This is a genomic window from Streptomyces verrucosisporus, assembly GCF_017114865.1.
GTDB lineage: Bacteria > Actinomycetota > Actinomycetes > Streptomycetales > Streptomycetaceae > Streptomyces > Streptomyces fenghuangensis.
The window spans coordinates 335,438-353,689 of record NZ_JADEYH010000002.1; the positions used below are offsets into that span (position 1 = coordinate 335,438).

The 18,252-nt window shown below is 74.2% G+C and carries 18 protein-coding genes and 2 pseudogenes; 16 read left to right on the plus strand and 4 right to left on the minus strand.

Annotation, left to right across the window (positions count from 1 at the left end; genetic code table 11):
- Positions 1–55 precede the first annotated feature (55 nt).
- Positions 56–340 (plus strand): hypothetical protein, encoded by a 285-nt coding sequence (locus IQ279_RS04510; protein WP_206346964.1) that lies wholly within the window; start codon positions 56–58, stop codon positions 338–340.
- A 182-nt stretch (positions 341–522) separates the two neighbouring features.
- Here IQ279_RS04510 and IQ279_RS04515 read toward each other — a convergent pair whose 3' ends face one another.
- A complete protein-coding gene (locus IQ279_RS04515; RefSeq protein WP_206346965.1) occupies positions 523–948 on the minus strand; it encodes a DUF3592 domain-containing protein in 426 nt (141 codons plus the stop codon).
- A gap of 165 nt (positions 949–1,113) precedes the next feature.
- Here IQ279_RS04515 and IQ279_RS04520 point away from each other — a divergent pair, with 165 nt between their 5' ends.
- The 15 genes and pseudogenes from IQ279_RS04520 to IQ279_RS27735 all read left to right on the plus strand — a co-directional run.
- Entirely contained in the window at positions 1,114–1,857 is a 744-nt protein-coding gene (locus IQ279_RS04520; RefSeq protein WP_206346966.1) for a hypothetical protein, read from the plus strand.
- 52 nt (positions 1,858–1,909) lie between these two features.
- On the plus strand, positions 1,910–3,124 hold the full coding sequence (locus tag IQ279_RS04525) for a phage tail family protein (RefSeq protein ID WP_206346967.1): 1,215 nt from the start codon (positions 1,910–1,912) through the stop codon (positions 3,122–3,124).
- 100 nt (positions 3,125–3,224) lie between these two features.
- Positions 3,225–4,577 (plus strand): hypothetical protein, encoded by a 1,353-nt coding sequence (locus tag IQ279_RS04530; protein WP_206346968.1) that lies wholly within the window; start codon positions 3,225–3,227, stop codon positions 4,575–4,577.
- A gap of 25 nt (positions 4,578–4,602) precedes the next feature.
- Entirely contained in the window at positions 4,603–5,568 is a 966-nt protein-coding gene (locus IQ279_RS04535) for a phage distal tail protein (RefSeq protein ID WP_206347194.1), read from the plus strand.
- A 67-nt stretch (positions 5,569–5,635) separates the two neighbouring features.
- Positions 5,636–6,769, plus strand: a complete 1,134-nt coding sequence (locus IQ279_RS04540) for a hypothetical protein (protein ID WP_206346969.1) — start codon at positions 5,636–5,638, stop codon at positions 6,767–6,769.
- Complete coding sequence (locus tag IQ279_RS04545; protein WP_206346970.1) at positions 6,766–7,866, plus strand: hypothetical protein; 1,101 nt, start codon at positions 6,766–6,768, stop codon at positions 7,864–7,866. The genes IQ279_RS04540 and IQ279_RS04545 overlap by 4 nt, the downstream gene beginning before the upstream one ends.
- A gap of 3 nt (positions 7,867–7,869) precedes the next feature.
- Entirely contained in the window at positions 7,870–8,583 is a 714-nt protein-coding gene (locus IQ279_RS04550; RefSeq protein WP_206346971.1) for a hypothetical protein, read from the plus strand.
- An 82-nt stretch (positions 8,584–8,665) separates the two neighbouring features.
- On the plus strand, positions 8,666–10,123 hold the full coding sequence (locus IQ279_RS04555) for a phage tail protein (protein WP_206346972.1): 1,458 nt from the start codon (positions 8,666–8,668) through the stop codon (positions 10,121–10,123).
- Positions 10,124–10,227: 104 nt separating this feature from the next.
- Complete coding sequence (locus IQ279_RS04560) at positions 10,228–11,118, plus strand: peptidoglycan-binding protein (protein WP_206346973.1); 891 nt, start codon at positions 10,228–10,230, stop codon at positions 11,116–11,118.
- Positions 11,119–11,223: 105 nt separating this feature from the next.
- The gene (locus tag IQ279_RS04565; RefSeq protein ID WP_206346974.1) at positions 11,224–11,475 is read left to right on the plus strand and encodes a hypothetical protein; all 252 of its coding nucleotides are present in this window, start codon (positions 11,224–11,226) and stop codon (positions 11,473–11,475) included.
- Entirely contained in the window at positions 11,472–11,735 is a 264-nt protein-coding gene (locus IQ279_RS04570) for a hypothetical protein (protein ID WP_093846762.1), read from the plus strand. The genes IQ279_RS04565 and IQ279_RS04570 overlap by 4 nt, the downstream gene beginning before the upstream one ends.
- Positions 11,736–12,013: 278 nt before the next feature.
- Positions 12,014–13,405, plus strand: a complete 1,392-nt coding sequence (locus IQ279_RS04575) for an FAD-dependent oxidoreductase (RefSeq protein ID WP_206346975.1) — start codon at positions 12,014–12,016, stop codon at positions 13,403–13,405.
- 133 nt (positions 13,406–13,538) lie between these two features.
- On the plus strand, positions 13,539–14,231 hold the full coding sequence (locus tag IQ279_RS04580; protein WP_206346976.1) for an esterase/lipase family protein: 693 nt from the start codon (positions 13,539–13,541) through the stop codon (positions 14,229–14,231).
- A 115-nt stretch (positions 14,232–14,346) separates the two neighbouring features.
- Positions 14,347–15,022, plus strand: a pseudogene (locus IQ279_RS04585) (hypothetical protein).
- Positions 15,023–15,330: 308 nt separating this feature from the next.
- Positions 15,331–15,783: pseudogene (locus tag IQ279_RS27735) on the plus strand (pyridoxamine 5'-phosphate oxidase family protein); the annotation flags it as partial.
- A 187-nt stretch (positions 15,784–15,970) separates the two neighbouring features.
- Here the strand turns inward: IQ279_RS27735 and IQ279_RS04600 are convergent.
- From IQ279_RS04600 to IQ279_RS04610, 3 genes are read right to left on the minus strand one after another with little or no spacing between them, the layout of a single operon-like run.
- A complete protein-coding gene (locus tag IQ279_RS04600; RefSeq protein ID WP_206346979.1) occupies positions 15,971–16,789 on the minus strand; it encodes an urease accessory protein UreD in 819 nt (272 codons plus the stop codon).
- On the minus strand, positions 16,786–17,496 hold the full coding sequence (gene ureG, locus IQ279_RS04605) for an urease accessory protein UreG (protein ID WP_206346980.1): 711 nt from the start codon (positions 17,494–17,496) through the stop codon (positions 16,786–16,788). Before ureG ends, IQ279_RS04600 begins: the two co-directional genes overlap by 4 nt.
- Positions 17,497–17,537: 41 nt before the next feature.
- Positions 17,538–18,212 (minus strand): urease accessory protein UreF, encoded by a 675-nt coding sequence (locus tag IQ279_RS04610; RefSeq protein ID WP_206346981.1) that lies wholly within the window; start codon positions 18,210–18,212, stop codon positions 17,538–17,540.
- Positions 18,213–18,252 lie beyond the last annotated feature (40 nt).

Sequence of the window (18,252 nt, forward strand, 5' to 3'; positions counted from 1 at the left end):
GTGCGGCCGTATGATGACGCTGGGTACGCAACACCCCCACCTCCGTTGCGCGCCCGTGACCCCCGTGTACGCATCCAAGCAGGTCATATGGCACCACGAGCCGGAGAGGGTGATAGGGGTGGCGACGGAGAGCTACGAGACCGGCCAGGACACGACCCGTGCGGAGGCCACCGGAGAGCTCCAGCGACTGCTGGGCGGGATATTCCGGCGCCTGGACGGGCCCGCCGCGGAGCAACTGCTCCTCGCGGTCCGCGCGGAGCTGGACGCCCGCGACGCCCGCGCCTACGCCGCCGGCTGGCAGGACGCGATGGAGGCCGCCGGGGGCGAGCGGGCCGGGTGAGGGGAGGCCGCCCCGGTCGTCGGTGCTCCGTCGGTGCCTCTTCGGCGCCGGGGGGCCGACGGGGATTCGTCGACGGCCCTCCCGGGCAGTGTCCACGGGCGTGCGCTCACCGGCCTCCGGCCGCCTCGCGATCGTAGGTGCCGGAGCGTCTCGCCACCGGGCGGGCTCCGGCTGACGCGAGGCTAGGAATTGAGGGCGAACGTCCAGAAGAAGACGAACGAGAGGGCGGCCGCGAGTCCGGTGCCCACGAAGAACCTCAAGACGTCGAACACGTCCACGATGACCGGTCTGAACTCGCCGTTGACGACTCCCCGGTGCGCCGGGTTCCCGGGGCTGTAGGTGACCGGTGCGGTTTCTCCCACCCTCAGCGGAGGGCGGGCGCTGGGGCCTGTGAAAGCCTCACGGACGCGTCCCTCGGAATCCTCGTACCGCACCACGCCGATCACGGCGCCGTTGACCGTCCACTGGTAACCGGTGCAGACGCCCTTGGTGGTCTCGCCCGATTTCACCGCACGCCGCTCCCTGACCAGAAACACCAGGTGCCTGACTCCGCGTTGCAGGAAGTAAACGGCGAGTAGAGAGGCAACTCCCCCCAGTAGTAAGAGCATTCCCCGACCCTACCAGGGGATGGCAACGGCAGTGCCCGGAAGGTGCTGACCGCGCCCGTTCGAAGAGCGTTCCGGGAAACAGATTGGTTGGTCATGACGCCGGAAGAAGTATTGAGATTGCTCAAGGAAGCCATCACAAGGCCAGGCTCCGAAATAGCCGCTTTCGTGGAGGACCTGGTAGCCAAGACATTCGACGGATCCGGGGCGTTGATGGACTCGGTCGCCGAGGGTGTCAAGGATATCGCCGGCGAGGAACACTCCGCGGCCGCCAACCAGGCGGTCTACTGGAGCACCCAGGCCTTCAAGATGGACCCCAGCGTCTTCGCCGTCACACCCGAACTGATGAACGTCGGCCTCGAAGGGATCTCCTTCGCCGGTGTCACATACAAGTGGCCGTGGGTCAGGTCGTTCGAGGACATGCTGTCGACGACGCGGTTGGGAGCGGGCGTGGGCGGCGTGGGCGGCGGGGGAGACGGGGGAGACGGGGAGCTCCTGGCCAGGGTGGACCGGGTGGAGGAAACCGCCAGAGCGGCCCGCACGGCGGCGGAGGACTCCGTGCGGCGGATCCGTCAGACCAGCGGTTCCCTGGGGCAGCAGACCGGACGCGCGCTGGCCACGGCCGAACGGGCCAGGGACCACGCGGAGGACTCCGTGCGGCGGATCCGTCAGACCAGCGGTTCCCTGGGGCAGCAGACCGGACGCGCGCTGGCCACGGCCGGCCAGGCCAAGGCCCGCGCCGACGAAGCACACCGCAGGCTGGACCGCCAGCAGGGGGCGGCACGCAGAGCGGTGCAGGCGACTTCCACCCAGCAGGTGGCCAACTCCCGCCGACCCAAGTACACGGAAGTGCTCCAGGACCTCGAAAGGGTGCGGGCGAGGGTGAACGCCCTGTCCGCCGCGCTCGGATGACGCGAGGAAGAAACCGGATTCCGCCGGAAGAGACAGAAACGAGGAGCACCACATGGCTCTGGCGAGTGCGCTGCAACGGGCCTCGGGCACGTTGCGGCAGTTCAAATCGGCCTCGGACACGGCCGGACGGGCCGCGACCGGCCTGGGCCGGCAGGCGGCCGCCGCGGACCGGAGCGTCACGCGGATCACCACCGGCGCGAGAAACACCAACAAGGAACTGACGACGATGAAGAGGGCGGCCGACCAGGCCGCCCTCTCCGTTTCCAAGCTGGGCCGCGAGGCCGTCAAGAGCGGTCCGCAGATGACGCGGATGCAGCAGGGAGCCAAGAAGGCCTCCGGCGGGTTCAAGCAGCTCAACAAGGAGATGAAGGGCAACATCTTCGGGACGCTGCTCTCGCTGCTCACACCGGTCATCGAGAAGATCGTCGCGATGGCCACCCAGTCGAAGACCATGCAGCGGGTGATGAAGAAGGTCTTCACCGTGGTCGGCGAGGTCCTCAAGAAGGCCATGAAGGTCATCGGGCCGCTGCTGAGCAGTCTGGGCAGGATCTTCAAGTCGGTCTTCAACGGCATCAGGACGGCCGTGTCGGTGGTGGTCAAGGCCATCGTGAAGGTCGTCAGGACCTACTTCGCCATCTGGAAGGCCGTCATCACCACGGCCGTCCGGGCCGTCCGCAACACCATCAGCGCCGTGATGAACGGCATCAGGAAGGTCGTCCAGCCCGTCGTCAACTGGATCAGGACCACTATCCCGGCAGCCTTCCGCGCCGTGCGGGACAGGATGAGCCAGATCTGGGGCCGGCTCTCCGGCATCGCCTCACGGGCCTTCGGCAAGGTCAAGAACAGTGTCAGGGGGCCGGTCAACGGCGTCATCGACATCATCAACCGGGCGATCCGGCGCATCAACGGCATCAAGGTGTCGATCCCCGGCTGGGTGCCGATGGTCGGCGGCAAGACCTTCGGCGTCAGCCTGCCCACCATCCCCAGACTCGCCGAGGGCGGTGTCGTCACCCCCCGCTCCGGCGGCGTGCCCGCGATCCTCGCCGAGGCGGGCGAGGCCGAGGCCGTACTGCCGCTGTCCAAGCTGGGTTCGCTGCTGGGACTGACCGCCGCCCGGGCGGACCGGGGCACACCCGGCCCCTACGGCACGGGAGCCGCCGCGGCCGGAGCCGGCGGACTGCACATCGAGCACTACTACGCCGCCGAGACCGGCGACCCGCAGCGGACCGCCGACGCGCTGATGCTCCTGGCCAAGGCCCGCGGATGAGGACCGGGCGCGCACCACACCCGGGGACGGAAGGGGTGGAAGGGACGGAAGGAGCGGAAGGAGCGGGGAGAACGGGAGACACGGAAGGAGGTGGAGGGCCGTGCCGCTGAACCAACTGGCCCTGGCCCGGCCCGCGTTCGCCGGATTCGGCGGAGCACTGGGCCAGGCCCGCCAGTCCCTGGCCGCCAACACCCGGGCGGTGCGGGCCGCGCAGCGGGCGGCGGCGGCCGTACGCGGATCCGCCCAGCGCTCCGCGGCCGAACTGCGGCGCACGCTCCCCGCGGCCGGGGCCGCCGGCCAGGGGCTGGCGGGCCTGGGGCGCCGGGCGGGCGCCGCGCACCCGCGACTGACCGCGGCCCGGCCCAAGGCGGCCGCCGCGAGCCGGGAGCTGAAACGGATCAGGAGCGGCGCGGCGCAGGCGGCGACGCTCTCCGGCGGCATCTCCAAGGGCGCCGGCCTCTTCGGCCGGCTCGGCGGCGTGTTCGGTATCGGACTGCGCCTGGGCGCCGGGGTGATGAAACTGGTCAACACCGTGATGAAGGCCAACCCCTGGGGGCTGGCGCTCTCCCTGGTCGCCCCGCTGGTCATCGACCTGGTCGACGCCGCCGCGCGGTCCGAGGCCGGGCAGCGGATCATCCAGCAGGGCAGCGCGGCCCTGGCGCAGGGCGTGCGGACGGTCGCCAAGGTGATCGAGCCCGCCGTGCGGACGGTGGTGAAGATCGCCACCGGCTACGTACGGGGCTACCTCACGGTCGTCACCGCGGTGGTGAAGTGGCTGGCGGACATGGTGCGCGACCCCATGGGCACCCTGCGCGGGACCGTCTCCTCAGCGGGCGGCGCGCTGCGCTCGATCGCCGGCCGCACCATGGGCCGGATCAGGGGCGCCGTCCGCTCGGCGCTGAACTGGCTCACCACCGGGCCCCGCAAGGGGTTCGACCGGGTCTCCGGAGCGACGCGCCGCGTCCTGGGCGGGATCGCCGGATTCCTGGAGTCGGGCATGCAACTGGTCCCGCACGTCCTCAAGGCGCCGATCAACGGGCTGATCGCCTTCGCCAACCGGCTGATCGACGGCCTCAACAGCCTCAGTGTCAGCATCCTCGGCAAGAAGTTCGGCGTGAACATCTCCAGGATCCCGCAACTGGCCGCGGGCGGCGTCGCCCTGCCCCGGCGCGGAGGAGTGCCGGCGGTCGTCGCCGAGGCGGGCGAGGCCGAGGCCGTACTGCCGCTGCCCGCGCTGCGCCGGCTGATGAACCGCGCCGCCCGCCACACCGCCTCCGCGCGGATGCGGGGAGGACGGATCGAGCACTACACCGAACCCGCCGAACGCGGGCCGCTGGGCGTCGCCGACGACCTGCTCTTCCTCGCCCGCACCGCCCACCCCGCCCGCCCCGTGCAGCCGGGCGCCGCGGTGCCGGTCGCGGAGGCGATCGCGGGGACGGGAGCGGCACCGTGAACAGGAAGCGAGGACACCGAACGTGATCGACACCGGACAACTCCACAACGGCCAGGACACTCCCCCCGGCTCACTGATCACCCACGACGGGCAGATCCAGTGGGCCGGGGCTCTTTTCGGCCCCGGCACCCCCTACCAGATCGACGCCAAGGGCATCACCGGCTGGGACGACCTGCCGGACCTGGAGACCGGCGACGTCGCCCTGCCCGACCGCCACGGCGCCTGGCCCGGCGCACGCTGGGCCAAGCCGCGCACCGTCTCGGCGACCGTCTGGCTGCTGCCGGACACAGCCGGGCAGGCGCGCGGCACGATGCGCGGCTTCCGCGCCGCCACCGTCCCCGACGGCGGCGAGCGGTGGCTGGCGGTACGGCTGCACGGCGAGACGCTGGCCTGCCGCGCCCGCGTCAGCCGCCGCGTCGTCCCCCAGGATCGCGGCTACGTGGTGCAGGGCGCGGCCAGGGCCGAACTGCAGTGGGTGGCCACCGACCCGCGCCGCTTCGGCGTCCGCGAGCAGCGCGCCGTACTGCGCCTGCCGCAGCCGGAGAGCGGCCTGGCCTGGACTGCCCCCGGCGCCCCCCAGCCCGGACCCGGCACCGGGGCGGAGGCCGGCCTGGCCTGGCCGCTGGACTGGGGCACCACCGGGTCCACCGGCACCGTGACCGCCCACAACTCCGGGGAGACGGCCGCGCACCCGGTGATCGAGTTCCGCGGCCCGGCGCACCGTCCGTCGCTGACCCGGCTGACGGACGGGCTGCGGCTGAGCTACGGCATCACCCTCGCCGCCGGCGAGGTGCTGACCGTGGACACCCAGGCGGGGACGGTCGTCCTCAACGGGACCGCCTCCCGGCTGTACACCGCCACCGCCCGCTCGGCGCCCGAGCAGCTGTTCCTGCTGGCGCCCGGGGCCACCCCGCTGGCCTTCCGCTCCGGCGACACCGTCCCCGACCCCGGCGCCACCGTCACCGTGCGCTGGCGCGACGCCCACTGGTGACCGGCGGCCCACCGCCGCACCCGCACCCGCACCACATCAACCCACCACCACACACAGGAGGAACCTCATGCCCGTGCGCACCGCATGGCTGCTCAACCGCACCGAGGACGGCGCCGGCCAGTCCCGCGCCGACACCCGCCTGGCCCCGACCGGCACCATGACCCCGGCCGGCCAGCTCGCCTCGCGCGACGGTGTGATCCCCGGCTCCCCGGACGGCGCGTGGGCGCTGTCCGGGCTCTACGTCTACGGCCAGTCCGCCGGCATGACCGCCACCGTCGCCTCCGGCCGGGCCGTCGTCCAGGGCGACGAGTCCGCAGGCGCCTACCCCGTCGCCCTCACCGAGTACACCCCGGTCACCTTCGCCGACGGCGACCCCGACAACCCCCGGATCGATCTGGTGGTGCTGCGGGTGTACGACGAGATCCAGGACACCTCCTCCGGCCGCACCGAGGCGGCCGTGGAGATCGTCCAGGGCGCCCCGGCCGCCACCCCCCAGGCCCCCGCCACCCCGCGCGCCGCACTCGCCCTGGCCTCCGTCCTGGTGCCCGCGGGCGCCTCGGAGGGCACCGGCGGCATCGACTGGAACTCGGCCGTCGGCGACCTGCGCCGCGCCACCGTCGCCGTCGGCGGCATCGTGCCGGAGGACTGGCCCAGGGACATCCCCGGCAGCTACCCCGGCCAGTACCGGGACGTCGGGGCCGGCGGCCTCCAGCGCTGGGACGGCACCGCCTGGCAGCCCTACCCGCCCACCCCCAGGTGGCGGGAGTGGACGCCGCAGTGGACCACCAGCACCGGTACCGGGACCCCGTCGTTCGGAAACGCCGCCGTCGAGTGCCGCTATGTGCACACCGGCACCCTGGTGCACGCCTACTTCAACGTCTACTTCGGCTCCACCACCGTCTTCGGCACCGGGGGAACGGTCGACAACTGGCGCTTCTCGCTGCCCGTCCGGGCGTCCGGAACCAGCCAGGCGGTCGGCTTCGCGGGCCTGCAGAACGGCTCCCGGGCGAGGCGCATCGCCCGGATCCGCCTGACCACCGCCGACCACCTGGAGCTGGAGGTGTCCTCCGGCGACCTCGACGGCACCGCGCCCGCCCACAGCGGCCTGGTGGACGCGGTCACACCGTGGGACTGGTCGTCCGGCTCCTACATGCAGATCGCCGGAACGCTGGTCTACGAGTCCGCGGAGCCGGCCGAGTGAGCGGGCGCACCGCCGTCCACCGCGCCGTCTTCTGCGACCTGCGCACCGACCGCGTGGTGGACGTACTGCCGCTGACCGAGGCGAAGTACGACGACTACATCGGCAAGCCCGGCTCGCTCACCGCCACCGTCCCGCTGCCGGACGAGGCGCTCGCCCGCCGGGCCCGCGCCGCGCTCCGGCCCGGCCGCACCGCGGTCTGGCTGGAGCGCGACGGGGACGTGCGGTGGGGCGGCGTGCTGTGGACGTGCACCCCGCAGTCCGACGAACAGGGCCGGAAGAAGGCCGAGTTCCAGGCCGCCACCTTCGACTCCTACCTCGACCACCGCATCCTCTCCGGTGACGTGGTGGGCACGGCCACCGACCAGTTCGACATCGTCCGCGCGCTCATCGACCACGTACAGGCGCAGCCGGGCGGCGACATCGGCCTGCGGTACGGGAGCGAGACCTCCGGGGTGCGGCGGGACTTCGCCCACGCCCACACCGACCTGGCCCGGGTGCGGGAACTGATCGACAAGCTGGCCAGGCTCGACGACGGCTTCGAGTGGCGCGTGCACTGCCACCGCGACGCACAGGGCCGCCGCGTCAAACGACTCCAGCTCGGCCACCCCAGGATCCACACCGGGCACGCCGACATCGTGCTGGACCACCCCGGCGCGGTGCTCACCTACAGCCTGCCCTCGGACGCCACCGTGCAGGCCAACGTATGGGTGGCCAGAGGGGAGTCGGCCAACTCCGACCAGTCCCAGGAGTCGGTGCCGCTGACCGCGCGGCGGGTCGACGCCGACGACATCGCGGGCGGCTGGCCGCGGCTGGAGTCCAGCTCCGACCACACCTCCGTACGCGAGCAGGCCGTGCTGGACTCCCTGGCCCGCGCCGAACTGGCCCGGCACCGCCGCCCGGAGACCATCCCGCAGATCACCGTGCTGATGGACGGCCGGATCTCCCCGGCCCTGCTGGGCGCCCGGCTGCGGCTGCGCATCCGGGACCTGTGGCACCCGGAGGGGGCCGACGGCCGGTACCGGATCGTCGGGCTGGCCGTCACCCCGCCGCAGCGCACCAAAGCCGAGACCGCGACCCTCTACCTGGAAGGAGCCTGACCGGTGGCGATCATCCCCACCGACCTGCTGGACCGGCTGCGCGAGCTGGAGAGGCAGGTGCGGGACCTGATGGGCAGCGCCAACAGCGGCCCGCCGATGAACCGCATCAGCGGCGGCGACGTCGTCATCGGCGACGGCGGCCGGCTGCGGGTGCGCACCCCCGGCGGCGAGGACCTGCTCTACCTCGGCCGCGTCCAGCCGGACCGCGCCGGCGGCGAGCCGCAGCAGGGCCTGGTGGTGCGCCGCGACGACGGCTCCCTGGCACTGACGGTGTGGACCGGCAGCCCGGACACCCTGCCCGACCAGCCGGTGCAGATCCTCGACCGCAAGGGCAACGTGGTCGTCGCCGACGACGCCCGGCGCCGCGGACTGGCCCGCCCCTACGTGCCCTACCCGCTGCCCGCGCCGGTGGCGGTCAGCCGCTGGGAGTCCACCGCGGCCACCTCCTGGACCACCCTCTTCCGCGGCCCCGGAATCGTCCAGCACCCCAGGCTGCACTGCCGCATCGCGGCGGAGGGCCCCGAGGGCGCCGAGGTGCGGATGCTGTGCGACGGCGGGCAGGTGGGCCCGGCCGGCGGGCCGGACGGACTGGAGTTCACCGAGGTGCTCGGCGCCGACTACGGCGCGACGGTCACCTTCGAGGTGCAGGCCAGGGTGGCGGCGGCCGGGGACACCGTGCGCTGCCGCCCGCTGGCCCTGTACGGCGTGCAGTCCTGACCGGCCGGCGCCACCCGCCGCCGTCCATCGCGCCCGCCGTACCCGCGCCGCATCCCGCAACGACAAGCAAGGAGACATCCGCATGCTGCCCGATTCCATACCCGTCGTCACCGTCACCGCGCGGTACCTGACCCCCGACGGGCGCCCGATGACCGGCACCGTCGAGTTCCGGCCGCCCGCACTGCTCACCCACGCCGCCACCGACGTCATCCTCGGCGGGCCGACCGTGGCCTCCCTGGACGCCGAGGGCCGCATCAGCACCGTCCTGCCCGCCACCGACGCCGAGGGCTGGAACCCGGCGCGGTGGACCTACACCGTCACCGAACAGCTCTCCGGGGTGGGCCGCAAACGCAGCTACCAGATCGTGCTGCGCGCCGCCGAGCAGCGGGTGGACCTGGCCGACGTCGCCCCGGTGGACCCCGCCACCCCCGACTACGTCGCCGTCCCCGGCCCGGCCGGCCCGCCCGGGGAGCCGGGCCCGGCCGGACCGCCCGGAGAGCCGGGCGCCGTACGGTCGGTCAACGGCCGCACCGAGGCCGACATCGTCCTGGACGCCGCCGACGTGGCCGCCGTACCGGCCGCCTCGGCGGGCGCCCCCGGCGGCGTCGCCACGCTGGACGACCAGGGGCTCGTGCCCGCCGGCCAGCTTCCGGCCGGCACCGGCGGCGCGGTCGCCTCCGTCAACGGGCTGACCGGCGAGGTGGTGCTGACGGCCGCCGACGTCGGGGCGCTGGACCAGGCCACCGCCGACGGGCGCTACCTGGCCGCCGGCGACGCGCCGGTGCTCTCCGTCAACGGCCGCACCGGCACGGTCGAGCTGAGCGCGGGCGACGTCTCGGCCGTACCCGCCGGCCGGGCCGTCCTGCTGGACGGCGGCCAGACGGTCGGCGGCGCCAAGACGTTCACCGTCCCGCCGTCGGTCCCCGCCGACCCGGCCACCGGAGACCAGCTCGCCCGCCGCTCCTACGTCGACGCGGTCTCGGCCGCCGGTACCTGGTCGCCGGCCGCCATGGGCTTCGCCGGCTGGTCCTTCGACCCGGCCACCACCGCGGCGACCTCGGCCCAGTACTGCATCAACGGCTGGCTGTACCTCATCGGCATCCCGCTGCACGCGCCGCACACCGTCTCCAACGTGGTGTTCTACACCCCCGGCTACGTCGGCGGCACGCTCGGCGCCAACTCCTGGGCCGGCCTGTACACCGGCGCCGGGCAGCGGGTGGGGGTCACCGCACCGCTGTCCCAGGTGATCCCGGCCAGCGAGGGGCGCACGCTCGTCATCCCGCTCGGCGCCCCCTACACCGCCCAGCCCGGCAACTACTGGATCGCCCTGCTGGTCAACGGCCCGTCCGACAAGAACGACGGGCCCGCCTTCGCCCGCGGCGCCAGCATCGGCAACGCACCGGCCGGCAGCGCCCGGATGCCCGGCGCGTTCATCCGGCACGGGCGGCTGTCGAGCACCGGGCAGACCTCGCTGCCCACCTCGTTCAACCCGACGAACGTGGTCGCCGACTCCAACGCGATCTGGGCGGCCCTGTCCTGATCACCCGTCCCGACCGCCCGACCGTCCGCCTGACCACTCGTCCGACCGTCCGCCCGAGCCCCGCGCCGCACGGCGCGGGGCTCCTTTCCGTACCGGAGGCACCCATGGCAGTACCCCTGACCCCCGGCCGGCTGCTCGCCGCCCTGCGCGACGAGGGCCTGCACACCGCCGGGCACCGCGGCTGGCGGCACCACCACCGCAACCACAAGGGCGCCTGGGGCCCGGTGAACGGGGTGATGATCCACCACACCGTCACCCGCGGCACCGCCGCCACCGTCGACCTGTGCTACGACGGCTACGCCGGTCTGCCCGGCCCGCTGTGCCACGGCGTGATCGACAAGACCGGCGCCGTCCACCTGGTGGGCGCCGGCCGCGCCAACCACGCCGGGCTCGGCGACGGCCGCGTCCTGCGCTCCGTCATCGCCGAGACCGCCGCCCCGCGCCCGCTGAACGACGACACCGACGGCAACGCCCGCTTCTACGGCTTCGAGGCGGTCAACCTCGGCGACGGGAAGGATCCGTGGCCCGAGGAGCAACTGGAGGCCATCGCCCGGGCGGCGGCCGCCCTGTGCCGCGCCCACGGCTGGAACGAGCGCTCCGTGATCGCCCACAGGGAGTGGACCCGCACCAAGATCGACCCCCGCGGCTTCTCCATGGACCGGATGCGCTCGCGCATCGCCCGCCTCCTGGCCGCGGCCCCGCCCACCGGAGGCGGCGGAGCGGACCGCGCCCCCTCCCCGCCCGCCCACCAGCCGTTCCCGGGGGCGCGGTGGTTCCGCACCCGGCCCCGCTCGCCGATCGTCACCGCGACGGGACGGCGCCTGGTGGCCGAGGGCTGCTCGCAGTACGCGGTCGGCCCCGGGCCGCAGTGGACGGACGCGGACCGGCGCTCGTACGCCGCATGGCAGCGCAGGCTCGGCTTCACCGGCGCCGACGCCGACGGCTGGCCGGGGGAGACCTCGTGGCGGGCGCTGCGGGTCCCCCGCGTGTCCTGAGCACACCGCCGGTACCGCAGCCACCGTCACCGCGCCGATCCCGCGCCGCGACCCGCACGGACCTCCCGTGCGGGTCGCGGAGGACGCGGAAGGAAAGGAAACACCATGTCACAAGAGGCCAAACGCGCCCTGCGCACCGTCGTGCAGACCGCTGCGGGCCTGGCCGTCGTTCTCCCCGCCGCCGTGGACGCGGCCGGGATCCCGCGCACGCTGCCCTGGGTGGCGGGAGCCCTGGCCGCCGCCGGCGGGCTCGCGCGGCTGATGGCCGTGCCCGGAGTGCAGGCCCTGCTGCCGGTCTGGCTGCGCACCGCACCCGAGGGTCCTCCGGCGGCGGACGGCGGAGGGGAGCGCGCATGACGGACACCGAACCGAACAGCCCCGTCGCCGTCGCCGTGGAACTGGAACGGCTGCGAGGCACGGTCGAGGCCGGCTTCGCCCGGGTGGACGGGGCGCTCGCCCTGATGGTCCAGCGCAGCGACCAGAACGACAGGCAACTGGCCGACCACGAGGCGCGCCTGGACGCGCTGGAACGCTCCCGGTGGCCGCTGGCGAGCATCACCGCCCTGGCCGCGGTGGGCGGACTGGCCCTCGGCGCCTGGCAACTCACCGGCGGCTGAGCGCCCCCGCCGTCCCGCCCGCGCCCGCCCGCGCCCGCCCGCGCCCGCCCGCGCCCGCCCGCGCCCGCCCGCGCCCACCCGCGCCCACCCGCGCCCACCCGCGCCCACCCGCGTCCGTCCGTGTCCGCCCGCGCCGCGTCCACACCGACCGCGTGGGCGGGGTTGGACGGGCCCGGATACGGAAAGGAACGGGACGAACACACAAGGTCGCTGCCCTCCTGTCGCACCATCCCACGGACCGGGGGCCCGACCACCCTCGCACGGAACGGATTTGACCCATGGCTCCCACCACCCGACCCGCCCGGGCGGCGGACCGGTCCCACGCCGTGGTGATCGGCGCCGGCCTCGCGGGCCTGACGGCTGCCCGCGCGCTCGCTGACGCCTACGAGCGGGTGACGGTGCTCGACAGGGACGCGCTCCCCGCCGACCCGGCCTCCCGCCGCGGCGTACCGCAGAGCCGGCAGCTCCACGTACTGCTCGCCCGCGGCGCGCAGGCGCTGGAGGAGCTGTTCCCCGGTTTCCTGGAGGAACTGCTCGCGGCGGGAGCCACCCGCGCGGACACCCAGGGCGAGGTCCACTGGTACCTCGACGGCCACCTCCTGCGCCCGGCGCCCTCCGGGGTGATCTCGTACGGCGCGAGCCGGCCGCGGGTGGAGCACCACGTACGCGCGCGCGTCGCGGCGCTCCCCGGCGTCACGGTCAGGGAGGGGGTGGAGGTGCTGGGCCCGGTCGCCACGCCCGACCGCGGCCGCGTCACCGGAGTCCGGGTGCGCCCGCTCGCCAGGGACACCGAGGAGGCCGGAGAGGAGACGATCCCCGCCGGCCTGGTCGTCGACGCCTCCGGCCGGGCCTCACGGGTCCCGGTCTGGCTGGAGGAGCTCGGATACCCCCGGCCCCGGCAGACGCGGGTGCGCGCCGACGTCGTCTACGTCACCCGCCACTTCCGGCGCGAACCCCACCACATAGGCGGCCGCAGCGGCGTCGCGCTGGTGCCCTTCCCCGGACTGCCGCGCGGCGGGGCCATCGTCTCGGAACGGAAGGACCGGTTCGCGGTCGTTCTGTTCGGTCTGCTGGGCGAGGAGCCGCCGGCCGACGAGGCGGGCATGCTGGCCTACGCCGAGTCCCTGCCCGGACCGGACGTGGCCGAGGTGCTGCGCACCGCCGAGCCGCTGAACGAGCCGGTGAGGATGCGCTACCCGGCCAGCGTGCGCCATCACTACGAGAAGCTGGACCGCCACCTCGGCGGCCTCCTCGTCACCGGCGACGCCCTGTGCAGCTTCAACCCCACCTACGGCCAGGGCATGACGGCGGCGGCCCAGCAGGCGATCGTGCTGCGCGCGCTCCTCACCCGGGGCCGGGACGCCGACGGGCTTCCCCGGCGCTTCTTCCGCGCCGCCGCCAAGGTCGTCGACACCCCGTGGCTGCTGGCCGCCGGCGGCGACCTGCGCTTCCCCGAGGCGGAGGGGAGGCGCGGCCCGGCCGACGGGCTGCTGGACCGGTACCTCACCCGCTACCGCGCGGCGGCCTCCGTCGACCCGGTACTGGGCCGGACCTTCCTGTCGGTGGCCCACATGCTCCAGCCGCCGGCCCGGCTGATGTCGCCCGGCCATGTGCTGCGCGTACTGCGCGCAGCGAGGGGGGCCGGCGGACCGGTGGGCACGGAGCCGTAGAGAAGTCGTGTACGCGACAGAAAAGGCGTGCACGGGTCTTGCCCAGCGCCGGTAACCGGTCAGTAACCTTCGATTCCCCCCACAGCGCAACCACTCTCCAATCCCTTTCCCCCCGCACCCACTTGAGGTCGAAGTGAAGAAGAAGTCACTGGCCGTCGCGGCAGCCGCCGCGTCCGTGCTCGCACTCACCCTCCAGGCCCCGGCAGCGGCGGCCGAGGCGTCCCCCTCCGCCTACGGCCCCGGCAGCAACCCGATCCTCTTCGTCCACGGCTGGAACAGCAGCGGATCCACCTGGAACACCATGGCCGAACGCTTCCGCGCCGACGGCTGGCCCACCAGCCACCTGAGGCAGTGGACGTACAACACCGGCCAGTCCAACGCCACCACCGCGCAGCAACTCGCCACCGAGGTGGACCGGCTGCTCGCCGCCACCGGGGCGAGCAAGGTCGATGTGATCACACACTCCATGGGCGGCCTCTCCTCGCGCCACTACGCCAAGAACCTCGGCGGCGCGGCGAAGATCGACGCCTGGGTCTCACTCGGCGGCCCCAACCACGGCACCGACACGGCCTACTGGTGCTTCCAGACCTCCTGCTACGAGATGCGCCCCGGGTCGAGCTTCCTGAACTCCCTCAACTCCGGTGACGAGACACCCGGTTCGGCGCGCTACGCCACCTGGTGGTCGCCCTGCGACACCGTCATCAACCCCGACAGCAGTGTCGCCCTGTCGGGCGCGGTCAACACCAGAACGGCCTGTCTGTCGCACTCCGGGCTGCTGAGTGACGCCACGGTCTACGGCCAGGTCCGGGACACGGTCGACAGCTGACCCCGGCGGACGTCCCCGCCCCGCCCGGCGCGGGGACGTCCTTTCCCAACGGGCCTGCCATAAAACCGAGTTATCCGCTGGAGCGGTCCCGTCCGGCCGCTGTACGGTGCCCGCCATGCCACCGCCCGCCGACCCCGTCCCCTCCTGCCCGGCCCCGTCCCCCGTCACCGCCGACGACCTCCGAACCGCCGTGCACCGGGCCGTGGACGCCCTCCGCCCGGCGCCCGCGGACGGCTGGGGACGCATGGCCGGAACCCTGGAGTGGGACTGCTGGGAGACCGTCGAGCACCTCGCCGACGACCTCTTCTCGTACGCCGTCCAACTGGGCCTGCGCAGGCCCCCGCTGACGACCGATGTCCCCTTCGCCTGGGAGAGCCGCCGGCCCGGCGGACCGGTCAATGCCGTCCGGGCCGACCGCGCGGTCGGCCCGGACGGGCTGCTCCAGGTGCTCGAGGCGAGCGGCGCACTGCTGACCGCCATGGTGCGCACCACGCCCCCACACGTCCGGGCCCACCATGTGCACGGGGCATCGGACCCGGGGGGATTCGCCGCCATGGGCATCGTGGAGACCCTGGTGCACACCCACGACGCGGCCGAAGGACTCGGGCTCCCCTGGGAGCCGCCGCCCGGCCCGTGCGCGCGCCCCCGCACGTCTCTTCCCCGACGCGCCCACCGGCCCGGACGCGCCCACCGAGCCCTGGCCCGTCCTGCTGTGGTGCACCGGACGCGCCGACCTGCCCGGCCGCCCCCGCCCGGCCACCTGGCGCTGGCACGGCGAGCCGCGCCCCTGACCGCGGAAGCGCCGGAGGACCGGGGCGCGCCCGGCGGAGGCAGCCCGGGTCCGGCGGTGCGGCCGTCCGCACGCCGCGCTCTCTCGCGCGGTACGGCGGGCGGTGCCACGACCACCGCCGGGGACGCACTCCGCGCGGTCACGGTTCCGGCGTGCGCGGTGGGGGCCCCGCTCCCCGGCGGGAGCAGGACCTCCAGCCGCCCCGAGCGGCCCGCGGCCGTGTCGGCTGCGCCGATCCGGGTACTGCGGGAGGGGCCCTGTCCGGCCCCGACGACGTACGGAGAAGCGCCCATGTCCGATGAGCGGAAGAAACTGGTCGAGCCGATGCGGGACACGCCCATCGCGATGATGACCACCTACGGCCCGGACGGCCCGCACAGCTTCCCCATGGCGCGCCAGGAGGTCGACCCCGGCGCCGAGCTGTGGTTCATCACCGCCCGGGACACCCGTCACGTCCGCGACATCGGGACGGACCCGCAAGTCTCTCTCACCTTCTCCTCCCGGGACTCCTGAGTGGCGTTGACCGGACGCGCGCAGGTGGTCGACGACCGCGCCAAGCTCGAGGAACTGTGGAACACCTTCGCCGAGGCGTGGCTGCCCGGCGGCCCCGAGAACCCGGACGCGGTGCTCCTGCGGGTCGACGTGGAACGCGCCGAGTACTGGGACACCCCCGGAGGCAAGGTGTCCTCGCTGATCAGCTTCGCCAAGACGAAACTGACCGGCGACACCCTCGATACGGACCACGGAACCGTCCGGCCGTAGACACCGGCGCCCCGACAGGACGCGAACCCGCGGCACCCGCTTGGGAGTGTCCCCCGGGCAGGGCCGTGGCCTGCGAAACCGTCCGCTCCGGTGTGCCTGGCACGAGGAGACGCTGCTCCCGTGGCCCTCACATGCTCGCGGGGCATCCCGCCCTCGTGCGTGCCGACCCCGTTCCGGTGGGAGGGGCTCACAGGCCGAGGGGGACGAGGGAGCGGGCGTGGTCGAGCAGGCGGTGGAGGTGCACGGTGGTGGGGGCGAGGGCAGTGATCAGAACGGCCGGGCCGGTCAGCGGCACCAGGGCGCCCTGGCCCTGTGCCGGGTCGTTTCCGAGCAGGTGCGGCTGGACGGGTGCTTCCTCCAGCCGCGGGTCGACGATGAGGAGCTGGCCGGTGACGCGGTGACCGGCCAGGACGGCGGGGCCGTCCCAGCCGGGGGCGGCCGTACCGATGGCGGTGTGCTGGTCCAGCAGGGGGCGGCCGTCGCGTCGGACGGTCAGCCGGGTGGTCAGATCACCGGGGGGCTCGGCGGCGCGGCCGAGGATCTGTTCCTCGCGCAGGAGCAGACGTGCGGTGGGGGCGAGGTCCACGGCGCAGGTCTGCCGCAGGTTGCTGCCGCAGGCGCTGATCAGTGGTCTGGGGAGCCAGCGCAGGCCCGCGCGGTCCCCCACGCGCAGGCTGGTGTGGTAGGTGGCATGGTCGGTGGTGGCGCCGCGCAGGGCGAGAGTGGCGGCGGCGGTGGTGATCTCCAGGTCGGCGCGGTCGCCGACGGTGACGTCGATGGCCAGGCGGTCGCCGCCGAGGGGCGCGCTCATGGCGCCGATCACGCACACCCTGGCCCGGCCTCCCCGGGGGCGGAGGCGACGCAGGTGGAAGGGGCCGTCACCGTGCAGGAGCGGGAGGGTGGTGGCGCGGCCGTTCGAGACGGCCTGGACGCGGGCGGTGGCGTGCACACCGCTGCCGGTATCGCCGGCCGGTGTCCGCCGGGCCGGGGCGGGAGCGGTGGTCATGCCGCGCTGCCGGTGGTCCAGGCGGCCAGGCGCGTGCCGATCCAGTCGGCCACCGGGCGGACGCCGTCGTCGTCGCGCAGGCTGGTGAACGCGACGGGGAGGCCGCCGCGCCGGAGTTCGGCGTCGGCGGCCATGCGGGAGAGGTCGGAGCCGACGTGGGGGGCGAGGTCGGTCTTGTTGACGACCAGCAGGTCGGCCGTGGTGATGCCGGGGCCTCCCTTGCGGGGGATGTCGTCGCCGCCTGCGACATCGATGACGAAGATCTGGGCATCGGCCAGACCACGGGAGAAGGTGGCCGTCAGGTTGTCGCCGCCGGACTCGACCAGGATCAGGTCGAGGCCGCCGAGGGTCTCCTCCAGGTGTTCAACGGCCTCGAGGTTGGCGGAGATGTCGTCACGGATGGCGGTGTGGGGGCAGGCGCCCGTCTCTACCGCGGTGATGCGCTCGGGAGGCAGGACGGCTTCGCGGCGCAGGAACTCGGCGTCCTCGCGGGTGTAGATGTCGTTGGTGACCACGGCGATGGAAAGATCCTCGCGCAGGACCCGGCACAGGGCGGCGACGGTTGCCGTCTTGCCGGAGCCGACCGGTCCGCCCAGCCCGACGCGCAGGGCGCGGCGCGTGCCGTCGGGGCGGGTGGGACGGGCCGCGCTGTGGGTGTGGCGCCGGGGGAAGGCCGGGGAGAGGTCGTCGCTGTGGTCCAGGTGCATTCCAGTCTCCGAATCGGGGTCGCGGACGTGGGCGGGGCGGGTCAGGAGGCGAACAGACGGACCGGCCAGGCGGCGTGCTCCTGGGCGGTGATGTCCAGCAGCGGGGCGGAGGCGGCGGGCAGCGCGCCGGTGCCTTCCGCGGCGACGCGGGCCGCGGTCCGGGCCGCGCGGTCGGCGATGCGGTCGGTGTCGCCGGCGAGACGGGCGAGGACCGCGGTGGCGTCGTAGGGGTTCAGGCTCAGCAGCCGCACCGCCGCGGTGGCCGGGCCGCTGACGCTGTCGTAGGCGGCGGCGTGGGCGGCGTCCGATGAGGTCAGTCCCGCCGCGCGGGCGGCCACGCCCAGCACGACGGGCTGGTGGGCTCCGCGCGGCCGGTGGCGGGCGAGGTGGTCGAGTTCGGGGGCGGGCCAGGTGGCGCGTGCGGCCCGCATCATCTGCCGTCCCAGCTTCCGCGCGACCTCGCGGAGAGCGGGGGCGGGGGTACGGGCGTCGGCGGCCTCGTCCAGTTCCAGCGGGTCGTGGCCGGCGGCGGCCGTGGCGGCCAGCGCCGCCGCGACCAGGCCGGCGGTGTGCAGCCGCCCCTGGCAGAAGGCGTGCAGAGTGGCGGTGTCGTGGACGGTCCTCGAAGCGACGGCTGCTTCCACCCCGCCGGAGTGGGCGTGCCCTCCGGCGGGGAAGCGGCCGTCGGCCAGGACGAGCAGGGCTGCGCGGCTCATCGTGCGAGCGTGCACCTTTCCGCGGTCGGCCCGGATCGTC

What these genes read in the sequence shown, in the direction of transcription:
- IQ279_RS04515 (WP_206346965.1), bottom strand. Translation starts at nt 948, where the DNA reads ATGCTCTTACTACTGGGGGGAGTTGCCTCTCTACTCGCCGTTTACTTC.
- IQ279_RS04525 (WP_206346967.1), top strand. Translation starts at nt 1,910, where the DNA reads ATGGCTCTGGCGAGTGCGCTGCAACGGGCCTCGGGCACGTTGCGGCAG.
- IQ279_RS04540 (WP_206346969.1), top strand. Translation starts at nt 5,636, where the DNA reads ATGCCCGTGCGCACCGCATGGCTGCTCAACCGCACCGAGGACGGCGCC.
- IQ279_RS04555 (WP_206346972.1), top strand. Translation starts at nt 8,666, where the DNA reads ATGCTGCCCGATTCCATACCCGTCGTCACCGTCACCGCGCGGTACCTG.
- IQ279_RS04560 (WP_206346973.1), top strand. Translation starts at nt 10,228, where the DNA reads ATGGCAGTACCCCTGACCCCCGGCCGGCTGCTCGCCGCCCTGCGCGAC.
- IQ279_RS04565 (WP_206346974.1), top strand. Translation starts at nt 11,224, where the DNA reads ATGTCACAAGAGGCCAAACGCGCCCTGCGCACCGTCGTGCAGACCGCT.
- IQ279_RS04570 (WP_093846762.1), top strand. Translation starts at nt 11,472, where the DNA reads ATGACGGACACCGAACCGAACAGCCCCGTCGCCGTCGCCGTGGAACTG.
- IQ279_RS04575 (WP_206346975.1), top strand. Translation starts at nt 12,014, where the DNA reads ATGGCTCCCACCACCCGACCCGCCCGGGCGGCGGACCGGTCCCACGCC.
- IQ279_RS04600 (WP_206346979.1), bottom strand. Translation starts at nt 16,789, where the DNA reads ATGACCACCGCTCCCGCCCCGGCCCGGCGGACACCGGCCGGCGATACC.
- ureG (WP_206346980.1), bottom strand. Translation starts at nt 17,496, where the DNA reads ATGCACCTGGACCACAGCGACGACCTCTCCCCGGCCTTCCCCCGGCGC.
- IQ279_RS04610 (WP_206346981.1), bottom strand. Translation starts at nt 18,212, where the DNA reads ATGAGCCGCGCAGCCCTGCTCGTCCTGGCCGACGGCCGCTTCCCCGCC.